Source organism: Serratia odorifera, from assembly GCF_041448735.1.
Classification (GTDB): domain Bacteria; phylum Pseudomonadota; class Gammaproteobacteria; order Enterobacterales; family Enterobacteriaceae; genus Serratia_F; species Serratia_F odorifera.
Map to the genome: position 1 here is coordinate 220,628 of NZ_JBGMUT010000002.1, position 14,676 is coordinate 235,303.

The 14,676-nt window shown below is 54.5% G+C and carries 14 protein-coding genes and 3 tRNA genes; 7 read left to right on the plus strand and 10 right to left on the minus strand.

Annotated features, from left to right (window positions below; all coding sequences use genetic code 11):
* Positions 1 to 8: 8 nt before the first annotated feature.
* Together ACCC84_RS07170 and ACCC84_RS07175 are read right to left on the minus strand one after the other, a co-directional pair.
* Positions 9 to 1,163, minus strand: coding sequence for an MFS transporter (locus ACCC84_RS07170; RefSeq protein WP_004960642.1), 1,155 nt, complete (start codon positions 1,161 to 1,163; stop codon positions 9 to 11).
* Positions 1,164 to 1,217: 54 nt separating this feature from the next.
* The gene (locus ACCC84_RS07175; protein WP_004960645.1) at positions 1,218 to 1,622 is read right to left on the minus strand and encodes a DUF4186 domain-containing protein; all 405 of its coding nucleotides are present in this window, start codon (positions 1,620 to 1,622) and stop codon (positions 1,218 to 1,220) included.
* Between the two features lie 705 nt (positions 1,623 to 2,327).
* Between ACCC84_RS07175 and ACCC84_RS07180 the strand changes: the two genes are divergently transcribed.
* Both ACCC84_RS07180 and ACCC84_RS07185 read left to right on the plus strand, forming a co-directional pair.
* Entirely contained in the window at positions 2,328 to 3,437 is a 1,110-nt protein-coding gene (locus ACCC84_RS07180) for a porin OmpC (protein ID WP_004960647.1), read from the plus strand.
* 278 nt (positions 3,438 to 3,715) lie between these two features.
* Positions 3,716 to 3,985, plus strand: a complete 270-nt coding sequence (locus ACCC84_RS07185) for a VOC family protein (RefSeq protein ID WP_004960650.1) — start codon at positions 3,716 to 3,718, stop codon at positions 3,983 to 3,985.
* On the opposite strand, the gene ACCC84_RS07190 is transcribed toward ACCC84_RS07185, so the two are convergent.
* Positions 3,979 to 4,554 (minus strand): TetR/AcrR family transcriptional regulator, encoded by a 576-nt coding sequence (locus ACCC84_RS07190; RefSeq protein ID WP_198773451.1) that lies wholly within the window; start codon positions 4,552 to 4,554, stop codon positions 3,979 to 3,981. The two genes, ACCC84_RS07185 and ACCC84_RS07190, sit on opposite strands and share 7 nt — an antisense overlap.
* Positions 4,555 to 4,662: 108 nt before the next feature.
* On the opposite strand from ACCC84_RS07190, the gene ACCC84_RS07195 reads away from it, so the two are divergent.
* A complete protein-coding gene (locus tag ACCC84_RS07195) occupies positions 4,663 to 5,130 on the plus strand; it encodes a nuclear transport factor 2 family protein (RefSeq protein WP_273869546.1) in 468 nt (155 codons plus the stop codon).
* A gap of 97 nt (positions 5,131 to 5,227) precedes the next feature.
* Here ACCC84_RS07195 and ACCC84_RS07200 read toward each other — a convergent pair whose 3' ends face one another.
* The gene (locus ACCC84_RS07200; protein ID WP_050763115.1) at positions 5,228 to 5,701 is read right to left on the minus strand and encodes a DUF2946 domain-containing protein; all 474 of its coding nucleotides are present in this window, start codon (positions 5,699 to 5,701) and stop codon (positions 5,228 to 5,230) included.
* A 129-nt stretch (positions 5,702 to 5,830) separates the two neighbouring features.
* Here ACCC84_RS07200 and ACCC84_RS07205 point away from each other — a divergent pair, with 129 nt between their 5' ends.
* The 4 genes from ACCC84_RS07205 to ACCC84_RS07220 all read left to right on the plus strand — a co-directional run bounded on the left by ACCC84_RS07205 (position 5,831) and on the right by ACCC84_RS07220 (position 8,186).
* Positions 5,831 to 7,219 (plus strand): PepSY-associated TM helix domain-containing protein, encoded by a 1,389-nt coding sequence (locus ACCC84_RS07205; RefSeq protein WP_371901684.1) that lies wholly within the window; start codon positions 5,831 to 5,833, stop codon positions 7,217 to 7,219.
* A gap of 79 nt (positions 7,220 to 7,298) precedes the next feature.
* The gene (gene osmE / locus ACCC84_RS07210) at positions 7,299 to 7,628 is read left to right on the plus strand and encodes an osmotically-inducible lipoprotein OsmE (protein WP_004960655.1); all 330 of its coding nucleotides are present in this window, start codon (positions 7,299 to 7,301) and stop codon (positions 7,626 to 7,628) included.
* 157 nt (positions 7,629 to 7,785) lie between these two features.
* Positions 7,786 to 7,873: transfer RNA gene (locus tag ACCC84_RS07215), tRNA-Ser, on the plus strand.
* Positions 7,874 to 8,110: 237 nt separating this feature from the next.
* Positions 8,111 to 8,186, plus strand: a tRNA-Thr gene (locus tag ACCC84_RS07220).
* A gap of 41 nt (positions 8,187 to 8,227) precedes the next feature.
* Here the strand turns inward: ACCC84_RS07220 and ACCC84_RS07225 are convergent.
* From ACCC84_RS07225 to ACCC84_RS07250, 6 genes are all read right to left on the minus strand, one after another.
* Positions 8,228 to 11,374: a DUF4214 domain-containing protein gene (locus ACCC84_RS07225; RefSeq protein ID WP_227745698.1), complete on the minus strand. Its 3,147-nt coding sequence runs from the start codon at positions 11,372 to 11,374 to the stop codon at positions 8,228 to 8,230.
* 186 nt (positions 11,375 to 11,560) lie between these two features.
* Positions 11,561 to 11,719, minus strand: coding sequence for a hypothetical protein (locus ACCC84_RS07230; RefSeq protein WP_156000356.1), 159 nt, complete (start codon positions 11,717 to 11,719; stop codon positions 11,561 to 11,563).
* A gap of 126 nt (positions 11,720 to 11,845) precedes the next feature.
* Positions 11,846 to 12,220: a VOC family protein gene (locus tag ACCC84_RS07235; RefSeq protein ID WP_004960662.1), complete on the minus strand. Its 375-nt coding sequence runs from the start codon at positions 12,218 to 12,220 to the stop codon at positions 11,846 to 11,848.
* Between the two features lie 257 nt (positions 12,221 to 12,477).
* Positions 12,478 to 12,554: transfer RNA gene (locus tag ACCC84_RS07240), tRNA-Pro, on the minus strand.
* Between the two features lie 75 nt (positions 12,555 to 12,629).
* Complete coding sequence (yejM, locus tag ACCC84_RS07245) at positions 12,630 to 14,417, minus strand: LPS biosynthesis-modulating metalloenzyme YejM (RefSeq protein WP_004960691.1); 1,788 nt, start codon at positions 14,415 to 14,417, stop codon at positions 12,630 to 12,632.
* A gap of 10 nt (positions 14,418 to 14,427) precedes the next feature.
* Complete coding sequence (locus ACCC84_RS07250; RefSeq protein WP_004960694.1) at positions 14,428 to 14,655, minus strand: YejL family protein; 228 nt, start codon at positions 14,653 to 14,655, stop codon at positions 14,428 to 14,430.
* Between the last annotated feature and the right edge of the window lie 21 nt (positions 14,656 to 14,676).

Below are 14,676 nucleotides of genomic sequence, written 5' to 3' on the forward strand. Positions count from 1 at the left end.
GTCCTGAATTAGCGAGTAACGGCTCTGGCGCTGGCGGCCACCGCCAGCAACAGCACGGCAACGCAGCCGAAGGCCACCGTCAGGCTGGAAAGCTGAGCGATAAATCCAATCAGCGCCGGCCCGGCAAGAATACCGGCGTAACCGACGGTGGTGACCGAGGCGATGGCCAGGTTGGCGGGCATGTCGCGTTGATTGCCGGCGGCGCTGAACAGGATCGGCACCACGTTTGACGCGCCGAGCCCTACCAGCATAAAGCCCACCAGCGCGATGATGGCACCGTTGAACATGACAGCCAGCGCCAAACCCAGCGCAGCACACAGGCTGCCAGCCAGTACTACTTTATAACGCCCCAGCGCATTGACCACCCGGTCGCCATTCAGGCGGCCCAGGGTCATGGTAATCGAAAACAGCGCATAGCCCAGTCCGGCCTGGCTATGCTCCACGCCGCGCAGCGTCGTCAGGAACAAGGCGCTCCAGTCCAGCATTGAGCCTTCCGCCAGAAACATGATAAAGCACAGCATGCCGATAAACATCACCCAGCCGCGCGGCAGTACAAATAAAGGACTGCCTTCCTGGGCGCCGCTGTCGCGCAACAAGTGCCTGCCGGCAAGCGCCAGCAACAGCGCAATGGCCAACACGGCCACCAGCGAGGCCATTAACGGAGTGAGGCCGAGCCACAGCACGGCGCTAATGCCGCCGGCGCCGGCGATGCCGCCAACGCTGAAAAAACCATGGAAGCCGGACATCATGGCGCGGCCGCTGGCTCGTTCGACAATCACCGCCTGAATGTTCATCGCGACATCGATCATGCCGATCGCGGCACCAAACAGTAACAGCGCCAGCGCCATGCCGCCGGTCGAGTCCATGGTGGCCAGCAGCGGCAAATCGATGCACAGCGCCAGTCCAGCCAGCAGGATCACCCGACGGCAGCCAAATTTACCGGTCAGCAAACCGGTAAAGGGCATGGCCAGCATCGAGCCAGCACCAATGCACAACAGCAATAAGCCTAATGCACCGTCATCCAGCGCGAGTCGCGTTTTGGCAAACGGCACCAGCGGCGCCCAGGCGGCCATCCCCAGACCAGCGACAAAGAACGCCATGCGCGTGGCAATCTGGGCGGGGACGCCGGGTTTTGGTTGTTCAGTGCACAAAGTGGATGTCATGTGGGCATCAGGATCTGTTATGGGATGTTCGACTAAAGTTGTGCCCTGTTTTTATCACAAAGCGCGATCCGGGTCGAAAGGATTTGCATGTTCCTCCGCTTGCGCGCCGGCCTTGCGTACCAGCCACAGACCGATCAATTGCACGATATACTGGCGTTGCGGCTCATCCAGTTCCACGCCCGGTGGAATGCCATGCCATTTGGCCAGACATCCGCGACAGCATGTGGCGGTGGCATGCTGAGCCACGAACGCCGGGTGACCGCGCATCGGCGTCTGTTTGCCATCGTTTTTCGGCCAGGCGGGTGCCAAACGGCGGTCGACAAAATCGCGGGCATGGCTGAGGATCAGCGGCAACCCCTTATTCTGCAGGTAGGCCTGGTCTTTGACATTGAGGTGAAATTTGGCGCGGAACGCTGATGCTTGCAATCGCTGCCATTGGCTTTCGAGTTGGCGGTTCATAAATTTTACTTAAAACAATAATCGTCAAGTCTATCAGTAATGGCGTAGAAAACCCGCCGCTTGTGCATATTTTGTGCCTTAATGGACAATAATCGAACGGTGAACGAAAAATAATTCGATAAAATATTAAGGCGTAGACTAAATATCGCCATCTTGTTTAGCGTTTTGTGCGCAAATAAGCGAGGGTGATTATATCTGTAAGTGACTATTTTGGGGCGAAAAGTGCGTTTTTTTCAACCAGGAGTCGGGAGAGGGGCAATAAAAAACCGGCCCAGTAGGCCGGCTGTAAAGTACAGAAATTATCGTACAGATAATGAAGGTAATAATGAAAATAATGATGATAGCGAGAGAATTATAATGCTGGGATTACATTTCATTTTGACAGTACGTGCTTATCGCGCTTAAGTTTTGTATGGTATTCAATAGTAATTTAAAGTTTTGTATATCTGTTTGTTTTCTATTGTTTTAGGTTATTTTTTGTCTTTCTGTGCGGTATTTTCTTTGTCTGTAAGGTTTTGTTAAAGTTCGCCCATATTTACATCTTGAAACCTTTAAATATGACTCTGAAACACTATCTGATACTTGGTATCATTTTCTTTCTGGATTAATATAACCCTTGTTACCAGAATGGTAATGCACAGTCGCGCTAATAATGCTCAGAAGGGCAGTGGCCATAGCTCGACATAATTAACGAGGATAATAACGATGAAACTTCGAGTACTCTCCCTGATTGTTCCTGCATTGCTGGTTGCCGGCACTGCGGGCGCTGCGGAAATCTACAACAAAGACGGTAATAAACTGGATTTGTTCGGTAAAATCGACGGTCTTCACTATTTCTCTGATGACAAGGGTTCTGATGGCGATCAGTCCTATATGCGTTTTGGCCTGCGTGGCGAGACGCAAATCAGCGACCAGCTGACCGGCTACGGTGAGTGGGAATATCAGGTTCAGTTGAACAAAACCGAAGCTGAAAATGACTCCTTCACCCGTGTTGGTTTCGCCGGTCTGCGTTTTGGCGACTATGGCTCACTGGATTACGGCCGTAACTACGGCGTGCTGTACGACATCGGCGCATGGACCGACGTACTGCCTGAGTTCGGTGGCGACACCTACGGCGCTGACAACTTCATGTTCCAGCGTACCAACGGCGTGCTGACTTACCGTAACAATGACTTCTTCGGTCTGGTTGACGGCCTGAACTTTGCTCTGCAGTACCAGGGCAAAAACGACAGCGCAACCGAATCCAACAACGGTCGTGACGTTCTGGCACAGAACGGCGACGGTTACGGCATGTCAGCCAGCTATGACCTGGGTTACGGCATCAGCGCGGCAGCGGCATACTTCTCTTCCGACCGTACCAACGAACAGAATGGTTATAACAACCCAACCATCCTGGGCAGCGGCGACAAGGCTGAAGCTTACAGCGGCGGTCTGAAATACGACGCGAACAACGTTTACCTGGCAGCGATGTACACCCAGTCTTACAACGCTACCCGCTTCGGTAAAACCGGCAGCTCGGCTTACGGCTACGCTAACAAAGCGCAGAACGTTGAAATCGTGGCTCAGTACCAGTTCGACTTCGGTCTGCGTCCTTCCGTGGCCTACCTGCAGTCTAAAGGCAAGGACATCGAGCAAGGTTACGGCGATCAGGATCTGATGAAGTATGTTGATGTGGGCGCGACCTACTACTTCAACAAAAACATGTCTACCTACGTTGATTACAAAATCAACCTGATGGATGAAAATGACTTCACCAAAGCCGCCGGTATCAACACCGACGACGTGGTTGCCGTGGGCCTGGTTTACCAGTTCTAAGCACCAGCGTGACGTTAGCAACGCGGCCTCCGGGCCGCGTTTTTTTTTGCCGGCGTTTTGGCACGGATTGCTCGTTGGTGCTGGCAACGCCTGACTATGCTTGGCTGACGCTGACCAGTCAGGAGGCAGTCTATGGAATTGAAAATCGAGCGGGTAATTGAAACGGCGTTGTATGTCAGTGATATGGCGCGTGCCAGCCAGTTCTATGAAACGGTGCTGCTGCTGCCGGCGATGGTGGCGAAAGCGCGTTTTCGCGCCTACGACGTGGGGGGCAGAACGTGCTGCTGCTATTTGTCAAAGGCGATGCGCTGGGCGGTTCGCCTGAGCCGACCGGCTATATTCCGCCGCATGACGGCCACGGGCCTTATCATATTGGCCTGGCGGTCAGTCGGCAGCAATTGCCCGCCTGGGAGCGCCAGCTTGCCCAGCATGGCGTCGAGATAGAAGGGCGGATGAATTGGCCTCGCGGCGGCGAAAGTCTGTATTTTCGCGATCCCGACCATCATCTGCTGGAGCTGGTTACGCCAGGACTGTGGGACAATTATTGAGCGCGCCAGGCCAGGGACAGCGCCGACAGCGTCTCTGCTAGCGTCAGCAGCGCCGTCTGCGCCTGTTGCTCGATTTGCACCTTGACGATCGCGCCGTCGACCAGCATGGCAACGATCGCCGCCCGCTGCTGGCGATTGTCTGCTGGCAGATAGCGGGCAATTTCCTCGCTCATCTGCTGCTTGTGGGCCTGTGCGATCTCAAGACTTGCCGGCAGCAGATCGGCCAATTCCACCGCGCTATTGATAAATGCGCAACCGCGAAAACCGCCATCGTTGAACCATGTTTCCAGACAGGGCGGCAGCGCGCGGAACAGATCGCCCCGTTTAGTTACCTGCTGGGCCAGGGTATGGCGAAACCAGTCAAGCCATTGCTGATGCCGATAGTTCAGGAATGCCTCTATCAACGCGTTCTTGCTGGCAAAGTGGCGATAGAACGTCACTTTGGTCACCCCGGCGGCGTTGATGATCCGATCAATGCCCGTTGCGCGGATGCCGTCGCGGTAAAACAGATCATGTGCGGTGAGCAAAATGCGCTGACGCGCCGCCGAGGTTTTGCCTGATGTGGTCATTGAACCGTCCTGAAAAATTCACTGCATCGATTGTAGACAACTCTGTCTACCTGCGCTAGCGTAAATATGTAGACAACTCTGTCTACTTACAGTTACCCGAGGTGAAGCATGAGTATCAAACCCCCATTACCGCCATTTAGCCGTGAATCGGCGATAGAAAAGGTGCGCCTGGCAGAGGATGCATGGAATAGCCGCGATCCGCTGCGTGTCGCGCAGGTCTATTCACCAGATACCCACTGGCGTAATCGTGCCGAATATGTTGATGGTCGTGATGCGGTGGTGGCGTTTTTGCAGCGCAAATGGGCGAAAGAGCTGGATTACCGACTGATCAAGGAGTTATGGGCGTTTGACGGCGCACGTATTGCGGTGCGCTTTGCCTACGAATGGCATGATGACAGCGGTAACTGGTATCGCAGCTACGGTAACGAAAATTGGCAATTCAACGACCAGGGGTTGATGGTGCAGCGGCACGCCTGTATTAACGATTGTCCGATTAAGGATGCTGAACGCCACTTTCATTGGCCGTTGGGGCGGCGCCCGGATAATGTGCCGGCATTAAGCGACTTTGGCTTTTAAATAGTTTATTAATATTTTAATAATGAGTCTGGGTTTATTAATTAACGGATGTAGTAAACCCTACCTCAATAAAATAAGGCATTAACATTATGTTGTCTTATGAAAATAAAATCGCCACTGGCGGCGCGCGCGTTTGATAAGGTGGGAATAAATCAGCGAGAGTAATGCTAAATATACCTACGGCAATAACAGCGGCTGGTTGAAACGCGTTGCCCGGTGGCAAGAATAGGGTTGTGTCTAGCGCAGGGGTATGATGGAACAGGCTGCAATAACCGCAAAGATCTACCCCGGCGTCTCCCGCGTCATGATGCGTCATGGGGGCTGACTGTCGCGTCTGATGATGCGGCATCATCTGATGTCCACTCATCGGCATCGTCATGCTTAAATGATGTTTATCAGCAAGTTGTGAGGATATTAGTGGCGCCAGGAAAATCATCAACATGGCAAACAGGCCCAGCCAGGCCGGCATGCGGAGATGTTGTGCTGAGCGCTTCACGGTTATCGCGTCCTTGGTGACAATGAATCGAGCGGGCGGAAAAGACAATTCGCAGCGGATTGTAACATCTTTCACAATTTTCCAACACCGTAATACATTGCGACGCTCTGGTTGTTTTTATTTAAATGCCATTTTTATTTGTTAAATAAAAAAATATCGGATAGATTCCGGCGATATCTCTATTCCTGCAAAGGAAACTGCATAATGTCCGAACGATTACCCTCGTTGTCGCTGGCTGAGGATAATATTCAGCATCAGCTGACTACCCGTAGCTGGTTTATTCCATTGCTGATGCGCCTGCACTTTTATATCGGCCTGTTTGTCGGTCCGTTTATGCTTATTGCCGCACTCAGCGGAATATTCTATGCGTTGACGCCGCAAATCGAGTCATATTATTACGCTGACCGGCTGTACCATTCGAGCCAGGGGCCGGCATTGCCGCTGGCGTTACAAATCAGGGCGGCACAGGCCGACGCGCCGGCCGGGGCTGCGCTTGCTGCGGTGCGTCCGTCAGCGGCGGCGGGCGAAAACACCCGTGTTCTTTTCAACGTGGCTGGCATGCAGGCATCCGAGCGGCTGGCGGTATTTGTCGATCCGGTCAGTGCCGAAACGCATGGACAGCTGCCGGTGTATGGCACCAGCGGCGTATTACCGCTACGAACCTGGCTGGATCAACTGCATCGCAGCCTGTTGCTGGGGGAACTGGGGCGTAACTATAGTGAACTGGCCGCCTCATGGCTCTGGCTTGCGGCGCTGGGCGGGCTGGCTCTCTGGGGCGTGCGCCGCAGGGCGGCGCGGCGGCAGCGAGGCATACGCGGCGTGCATCAGCAACTGGGGTTGATAATACTGCTGGGGCTGGTGTTCTTTTCCGCCACTGGGCTGACCTGGTCGCAGTGGGCAGGCGACAATATCAGCGTGCTGCGCCAGCAGTTTGGCTGGGCGACGCCGTCGATCTCGACCGCTCTGCATGCCGCCTCGGCGACGCCGGCGGATGAGCATGCCGAGCATCGCGCACATGGCATGTCGATGCTGCCGCAAACCCGCCCCGAGTGGCGAGCCGAAAGCTACGATCGCGTGCTGCACGCGGCCCGTCAGGCTGGCATCGACGCGCAGAAAATTGAGATCAGGCAACCGAGCGCACCGGGTCAGGCCTGGTCGGTCAGTGAAATCGACCGTCGATGGCCGACCCAGGTAGATGCCGTGGCGGTAGACGGCGCTACCATGCAGATCACCGATAAGGTGAGTTTTGAGCGCTATCCCCTGGCCGCCAAACTTACCCGCTGGGGTATCGATCTGCATATGGGGGTATTGTTTGGTTGGGTGAATGAACTGGTGCTGGTGGCATTCGCCGCCGGATTGGTGGCGATGGTGGTAATGGGGTATGTCATGTGGTGGCGCGGGCGGCCAACGCGGATTACCGCTAAACCGCCGCGTTCGCCGTTGCTGGTATTGCGACGTACGCCGAAGGGATGGTTGAGCGTTATTGTGGTGTGCACGCTATTGCTGGCGTTTGCCTTGCCGGTGATGGGCATCAGTCTGCTGCTGTTTCTGTTGTGCGATCTGCTGCGTTATCTTTGGCAAAAACAGCACTGAGCGTTAAAGTGAAATTTGTCGAAAAGCCTTTTGCCATCTAGACTTAGAAGACAATAAATGCACGTTAAGAGGACAAGCTATGACGAAGAAGCTGGTTTTAGCCGTTAGCACAGCCGCGGTATTTTCCATTCTTGCTGGCTGTACCGCTTACGACAGGGCCGCCAGTTACGTTAAGGAACCTGTGGTAAGCGATGTGAAAGTAGGGATGACTAAGCAACAGGTACGCGCTATCGCCGGACCGCCGTCCACCTCTGCGACCCTGATCCATGCACAGGGCACCTGTGATACCTATGCGGTCGCGCCACGCGATGGCAAGGCGCAAACCTATTTCGTCAGCTATAACGATACCGGTCACGTGATGAACAAGGGCTATCAGAGCTGTTCGGAATACGACTCACAGCCTAAATAACTGGCTGCGAAACAATCAAAAGAGCCCCGTTTTTGCGGGGTTCTTCATTTTTAAGCCGCCAAAAGGCTGAAGATTAATCACTTGTGCGGCAAGCTGCATTTTTTTATCAAAAAACGATAGACATTTCAGAACGGTATCGCTAATATCTGCGCCCATCGGAAGGATGGCTGAGTGGTTTAAGGCAGCGGTCTTGAAAACCGTCGAGTGTAACAGCTCCCAGAGTTCGAATCTCTGTCCTTCCGCCAAATTCAAACCCCAGGCTCACTAGCCTGGGGTTTTTGCTTTTTGGAGCGGGTTTAACGCCGCGCCGCCTGTCGGAACGCCAGCGCCGGGCAGGCGTGTTACGCAGTTGCAGGGCGCAGCACCGCATTAGCGGGATTTTTAGCCGATTGAATCAATAATCTGTTGATTAGCCTTGATTGTTCTCGTTTGGCTGTATTATATTGCGCTCCACGGAAACAGACCGACTTTCCAACAGATTCGCCGGCTTAGCTCAGTAGGTAGAGCAACTGACTTGTAATCAGTAGGTCACCAGTTCGACTCCGGTAGCCGGCACCATAAAAGAAACCCCAGCATTTATGCTGGGGTTTTTTCTTGCGTCAGGCAAACGTCTCATGCTGGGCGGCGGCAATGCCGCTCAGGGCAACCTCTGGCGAGTCATAGTGTAATTGCAATGCCGTTTGATAAATGTCGCGATCGCCGAGAGAAAACACCATATCCCGATCGTCAAACGACTGATTGGCGTTGTTGTCCACGATCACATACAGCGCGTTCCCCAGTTTCAACGCACCCACTTCAGCCAGTTGTCCATCGCTGGCACCTGCGGTCGCCGCGCTCAATACCGAAGAGAACAGCGCCTGGGCGGAGCCGTTGGCGGCACCGTCAATCGAGTCAAACAGGGCATTCAGCTTACTGCTGCTGGTGTAATCCCCGTACACCGCCATCTGCTTTTCGGCCCTGGAGGAAAATGACCATTGATGTCCGGCTTCTCCGGCAACGATCCTGTCTAGCGGCGACAGCACATCAATGACTTTCACCATGCTGTCGACGCTGCTGTGCTCGAAGGTGGTAATATCGACGCCTGAACCACTGCCGCCTGATACCGTGGTGTTGCCGATAACCTTGAAGCTGTCATCGGCATTGCCGCCGGTGACGCGCAGCTGATAGCCGCTCAATCCGTCGAGCAGTTCACTGAAACGTGCGTTGTCTTGCAGCGAGAGCAGGTTTTGATAAAAATCACCGCCGCCGGTACCGCCGACGTCAAGGGTCAGGTTGTATTGCATCTGGGTGTAGGGCAGCATGTCGTCCTGCATCGCGCCGACATGCTGCAACGAGTCGCTAAAGTCGGCCTTGATGTGCAGGTTAACCTCATAATTACTGCTGTATAAGCCAATGCCATCAACGGTGACGTCGGTGAGGTGGTTATTACCGCCGGACAGGGTCAGCGAGGTATTTACCGACTGGACAAAAATACTTAGCGCTCCTGCCGGTTGCTCACCAAAGTGTGAGGTAAGGCCGAGGGTGCCCGCATCAATATATTGCCCTTTATTGGGGGCAGCGCCTGAACCTACGTCCAAATCACGCATAATACTCACCGTCAGCGCCTTCTGGTCGTTGTTGATACGGGGGTAATGTGCGGTTTCCAACTGCAGATGGCTGTCGCTGCCGAGGTTGTTGGCAATCACCAGTTGATCCTCAAGCGGAACGTTGATAACGCGAACCTGATCCGGTTTTGCCGTTAGCAGCATGGCCGGGAACTGTGCATTCACATAATCGATCCGATCCTGGGTAAGCGAGGCTACGTCGTCATGATCAGGGTTGTTAATGGTCGCCATATTGACATACAAACCGCGATCGAAGACTTTTGCGCCGTCGTTGCCAACCCGCTGGCCATCCAGATAAATTTCACCGGTACCGGTATAGCCGCTCAGCTCGACGTATTGGAAGTTGCTGAAGTTTTTCAGGTTATGGCTGACGGCGCCAGTGATGCTGCCATCAGGCTGAGTGGTTAACTGAATGGTTTTGGTAATAAAATTGGCGTCCATGATGGAATAGGCGCTTTCGGCTGTGAACTCCTTACCGCTGGCGTAAAAATTCTCGCTGACGTTGTTGGCTCCGCCATTGACGCTGTTTCCTTGCCAGCGCAGCGTATTGATACCGTCATCCAGATAAATCTTCAGATTGGCCTGGCTGAGATCGGCATCGCCAGTGAAGAGCACATTATCGTTTTCTACGCCCAACTGCAGCGTGCCTGCGGCAGCGTTGAGTGCTGCGTTATTCAGTTGCAAGCTTAACGATTTATCCTGATTGACCAACGAAGCGACGGTCGTCGGGTTGGCGGCCAGATCGCCGGTCAGTGTGACGCCGTCGAGATCCATAGCGTGCGACAGATCGACGCTCGCGGCATGGTTCACCTGCAGCACCAGCGAGGTAAAGAGCGTGAGCTCGCTGTCGGTTACCTTATGGTAGCCGTAGCCGTTAACATCGCCCGACGGATTGCCGCCGTCCTGGCTGACATCCAGTTGCGGGATTGTTTTGTAGCCAAGCGAGGTGGCCAGAGCATGATTGAACTCGAAAATCTTGCTGACGGACACCGGATTGTTACTGCCGATCAGACTTTCACCGGTGCGGAAGGCCTCCAGCACTACTAGCGAGGCCTGCAGTTTATCGTTGCCCGCGCGCAGTAAAATGGCCTGGCTTTCCATCTCGCTTAACGGTCGCTGATTACCATGCAGGGTGTAATAGAGTTTCACATAGTCTTCGGCTCCGCTGAATTCGCCGCTTTTGGCGAGAATTTTCAACAGATCGTACTCGCTGGCACCACTGGCGAGAAACTTGGACCAGGCTTCCAGCCCAGAGGCGTCCACGCCGCGCCCGGCTATCGACAGGTACAAGGCGGCCACGGTTTCCTGGTGTTCCGCCGTTGGCATTTCTCCCGGACCGTACACATGTTCTACCTTCGCCAGTTTTTGCTGGGCGGCTGAGTCACTTTCGGCGGTCGAGGTACGCAAATCGTCAATCATCATGCTGAGAACGGCGCCGCGACTTAGCTGCTGTTCGGCCATGGCGCCGAGATAATGGTTCACCGCGACCTCGTTGGGCGCGTGGGTAAACAGCTGAACATAAATCTTGTTGATGAACTCGCTGTCGTTGAGGGCAGCGAACTTCGCCGGTCTGGTGTCGATAAATTTCTGTGCAACATTGGCAAAGGTATTTGTTCCACTGCCGATGACGTTACCCCAATAAGTCACGCCATCGGCAGTGGCGATGGCGCCAACGGCATAAAATAGCGCCAGTACATCTTGAGCCCCGCTGTGGGCTGCCGGCGTATCGGCAACGCCCGGATAAAGTGCCTGCATAATAGAATCATCCAATATGGTTTGCTGTTGCAGCATCGTCTCATCCTGGCCCTGATAATTGAGCAATGCATCTGACAGGCCGGCAGCAACGTTGCCGAGGGTTTTCCCACTATTTAACTGATTGACCAGTGAGGTGACTTCGCTAGAGGACGGCGGTTGCTGATACAGGTTGCTATAAACAAACGATACCTGCTGTTCCTTTGACATCTCACCGTAATGACGTTGTCCGTCAGGGCTACGGATCAGCCAGGCGGCAAGTTCGCTGGTACTCATACCGTCCATCAGTTTTTTTGCAAAGTATTCCACGTCTTTTAATGCCGGCTTTTTGCCCAGAGTGGTCTGGAAAATGCTGGCTGCGCTTTGTTGATACAGTAATACGTTCATCATGTTTCCTTGGTGAATAGCCACAAGTAGCACTATAGCGTAGTACCATTTTTCGATTTTTTGCCATGTCAGTCAGGGAAAGAGGTTCTATTTCAGCAGGATATAAATAAAATTGTTAATTATTTCATTTTTAATTGAACGGCTTTCGGCGCAGGAAAACGGACGCCGTCTAATGGCGCCCGCATGGGGTCAGTAGGTTTGTGGCCCCACCGAAGGCGCACACTTGGCGTCGGCGCTGGCTTCATTGCAGTGTGGGGTGGGGTCGCCAGTTGGCGGTGGCGGTGGGCCACTGCCGGAAGAGCAGGCAGCAAGCAGCAAGGCTAATAACAGAGGGATTGAACGTTGCATCGAGCCTCCTTAAATCATGCTCAGGGCACCTTTAAGGTATAGCAGAGAAACCCCGCTTCAGGTATGGGCTATACGGGCGGGCGCGGTCCGGCAGGCAGACCGAACAGACCGGCGTCAGGGGCAGCGCTAGGTATCCGGCTGATGGCAGACCGCTTCAATATTGTGGCCATCCGGACCGATGACAAAGGCGGCATAATAATTTGCATGGTAGTGCGGTCGCAAACCGGGTGCGCCGTTGTCCTGCCCACCGGCTTCCAGTGCGGCACGATAAAACGCGTCGACCTGCCGGCGGCTGTGCGCAATAAACGCCAGATGCAGCGGGGCCGGTTTTTCCGTGGTTTGAAACAGACATAATGAAACATTACTTTCTGTGCCAAGTTCAACGCCGTAAGTCGGCTCGCCCTCGGACAATATGCTGACGCCGAGAGGCTCCAGAGCCTTGAGAAAGAAGGACTTACTGACGTCATAGTCACTGACGCCGAATTTTACGTGGTCAAACATCTGCTCACCTCACTGTTATCCTGTGGTTGCAAACCCGCGATGGAGGGATGATTAAGCAGTATAGTCGCTGGTGGCGCTGGCTGGCCGCACGGCCTTTGCCGGCTATGAGCGAGCCGTTGTGCCGCAACGCCGAGTGATGGAGCGTTGGCGGCCACCGACAGGTTGAGATGTTCTGCCATGGTCAGCGGGGCAATGGCGATACCCTATGACAGGCATAAAAAAACCAACCGCAACGGGTTGGTTTCTAAAGGAATGTTTGGTCGGCATGAGAGGATTCGAACCTCCGACCCCCGACACCCCATGACGGTGCGCTACCAGGCTGCGCTACATGCCGACGCGATAAAAACAGTCTACCTTTTCCCGATGCCATTGCAAGATGGCCGCGTCTGATTGCTTTAGTTTTAAGCAGTTAGTTGGCAATAAAGCGTTTTACATCGGTCAGAACCTGCAACAGCAAACCAAGCTGCGGTTTTTCGTCCTTTATTTCGCTATCGTTCTTGTCGTAGGCGCGGTAATTGCCGTTGTTGTCCAGCACGATGGTTTGCGTCGGCGTGGTGATCACCAGCAGATCGCTGTTGCCGGTAGCAACCCAATTGTTACGTCGTTGAGCGGTAAACAGGTCTTCACCCTGTGAATAATCGTTGGCCGCGGTTTTAACGTGCAGCAACCGCTGCATCAGGGTGCGCATCACGTCGTTATGGTTGGTCAATTTGTTGATGGTCTGCGCCGGCGTGCCTGGCCAGTGGATCACCAGCGGCACCTGCAACTGCGCCGGGCTGAAGCTACTGCCGGCACCCCAGTGGCCTTTGCCGGTATCGTTGAATTCAACGCCGTGCTCGGCGGTGATCACCACCACGGTTTTTTCCAGCATGCCACGTTGCTTCAGCGTGTCGAGCACCTGGGCGATTTGCGCGTCAACCTCGCGTGCGCCGCTGCGGTAGCGTTGCATAAAATCGGCCGGCGTTGGCGTATCGCCATTGTCGGATGCCACTGTGTCATTGCCGCGCAGGTTGAGATAGGAGAACCACGGCATATTGTTGCCTTGATCCGCCAGCCAACGCTGCCACTGCTGCGTGGTGGCGCTGTCGTTTTGCACCTGCGCCGGCGGCAGGGTGAAATCGGTCAGCAGTGCCTGACGGTAAAGCGGTGCGTTGAAACCGTCCGAAGAGAACAGGCCGAACTGATAACCCTGGCTATTGAGCGCATTGATCAATGCTGACGACTTGCGCGATGCCAGAATGCCGTCCAGGTAAGTCGGGGAAATGCCATAGAACAAGCCGAACAGGCTGGTATCGGCATGGTTGCCGGTACTGTAGTGATCGGTGAAGCGCACGTTTTCCTGCGCGAAGCGGGTGAGGGCGGGCATGTCCTGCGCCACATCCTGAGTGCGTATGCCGTCTACCACGATCATCAGCAGGTTATAACCGCTGCCCTTGTCGCTGTAGCTGAGATCGTTGAGAGGATACTCAACCGCAGCAGCAGCCGGGTTGCCTTGCTGCACCAAACGGCGCTCGTATTCTTGCGGGTCGAGCAGGCCGTGTTTTTCCAGGAACTTGCGCGCGGTCATCGGGTACGACAGCGGCAGATTGGCGCGCTGCATGGTAATCGGCCGATAGAAATTGGCGTCCGCCCAGATGTAAATCAGGTGCGAGGCAAAAAACGACACAATAAACAGCGCGGCCAGCGGCTTGCCGAAGCTGCGGCGATTCAGGCTGCGCAGCTTTTGCCAACTCCAGGTGGCGAACAGCATTTCCACCAGGAAAATCACCGGCACGCAAATGAACATCAGCTGCCAGTCGCGCGCCAGTTCGCTCTGGTCCGGGTTGACCACCAGTTCCCATACCACCGGATTCAGGTGCAGGTGGAAGCGGGTGAACACCTCGCTGTCGACCAGCAGCAGGGTCAGCCCGGCGGTAGCCAGCGCGGCGGAGATAAAGCGCAGCAGCCGCTGCGACATCACCACGAAGGTGAGGGGGAAGATGATCAGCAGGTAGCCGGCAAAGACGATAAAGCTGACGTGCCCCAGCAGGCTGACCAGCGCATACACCCGGCCCAGCAGCGAGGCAGGCCAGTCGGCGACAAACAGATAGCGGCTGCCCAACCCAAGGCTGAGCAGAATGTTGAACAAGGCGAACCAGTGCCCCCAGCTGATCATCTGGGAGACTTTTTCACGATAACGCTGACGGTTTGTCACCATAAATTAAGTATTAATGCGCTTTGTCGTCACGGATAGAAGCCTGTAGGGCTTCAGCAAACGATCTCGCCAACGTCTGCCGCTGTGCGGGAGAGACGCTGGTGTTGATCAAGTTGGTTACCATGTTGCCCAACACCATCAAAGAGAGATCGGTGGGAGTATGGTGTTTTTCCAGAACGTTGACTAGCTCAGAGAGCAGTTGTTCAACATGTTCGTCACTGTAACGGGATGATTGTGGCATAAAGTTGAGCTCAAAACCTGA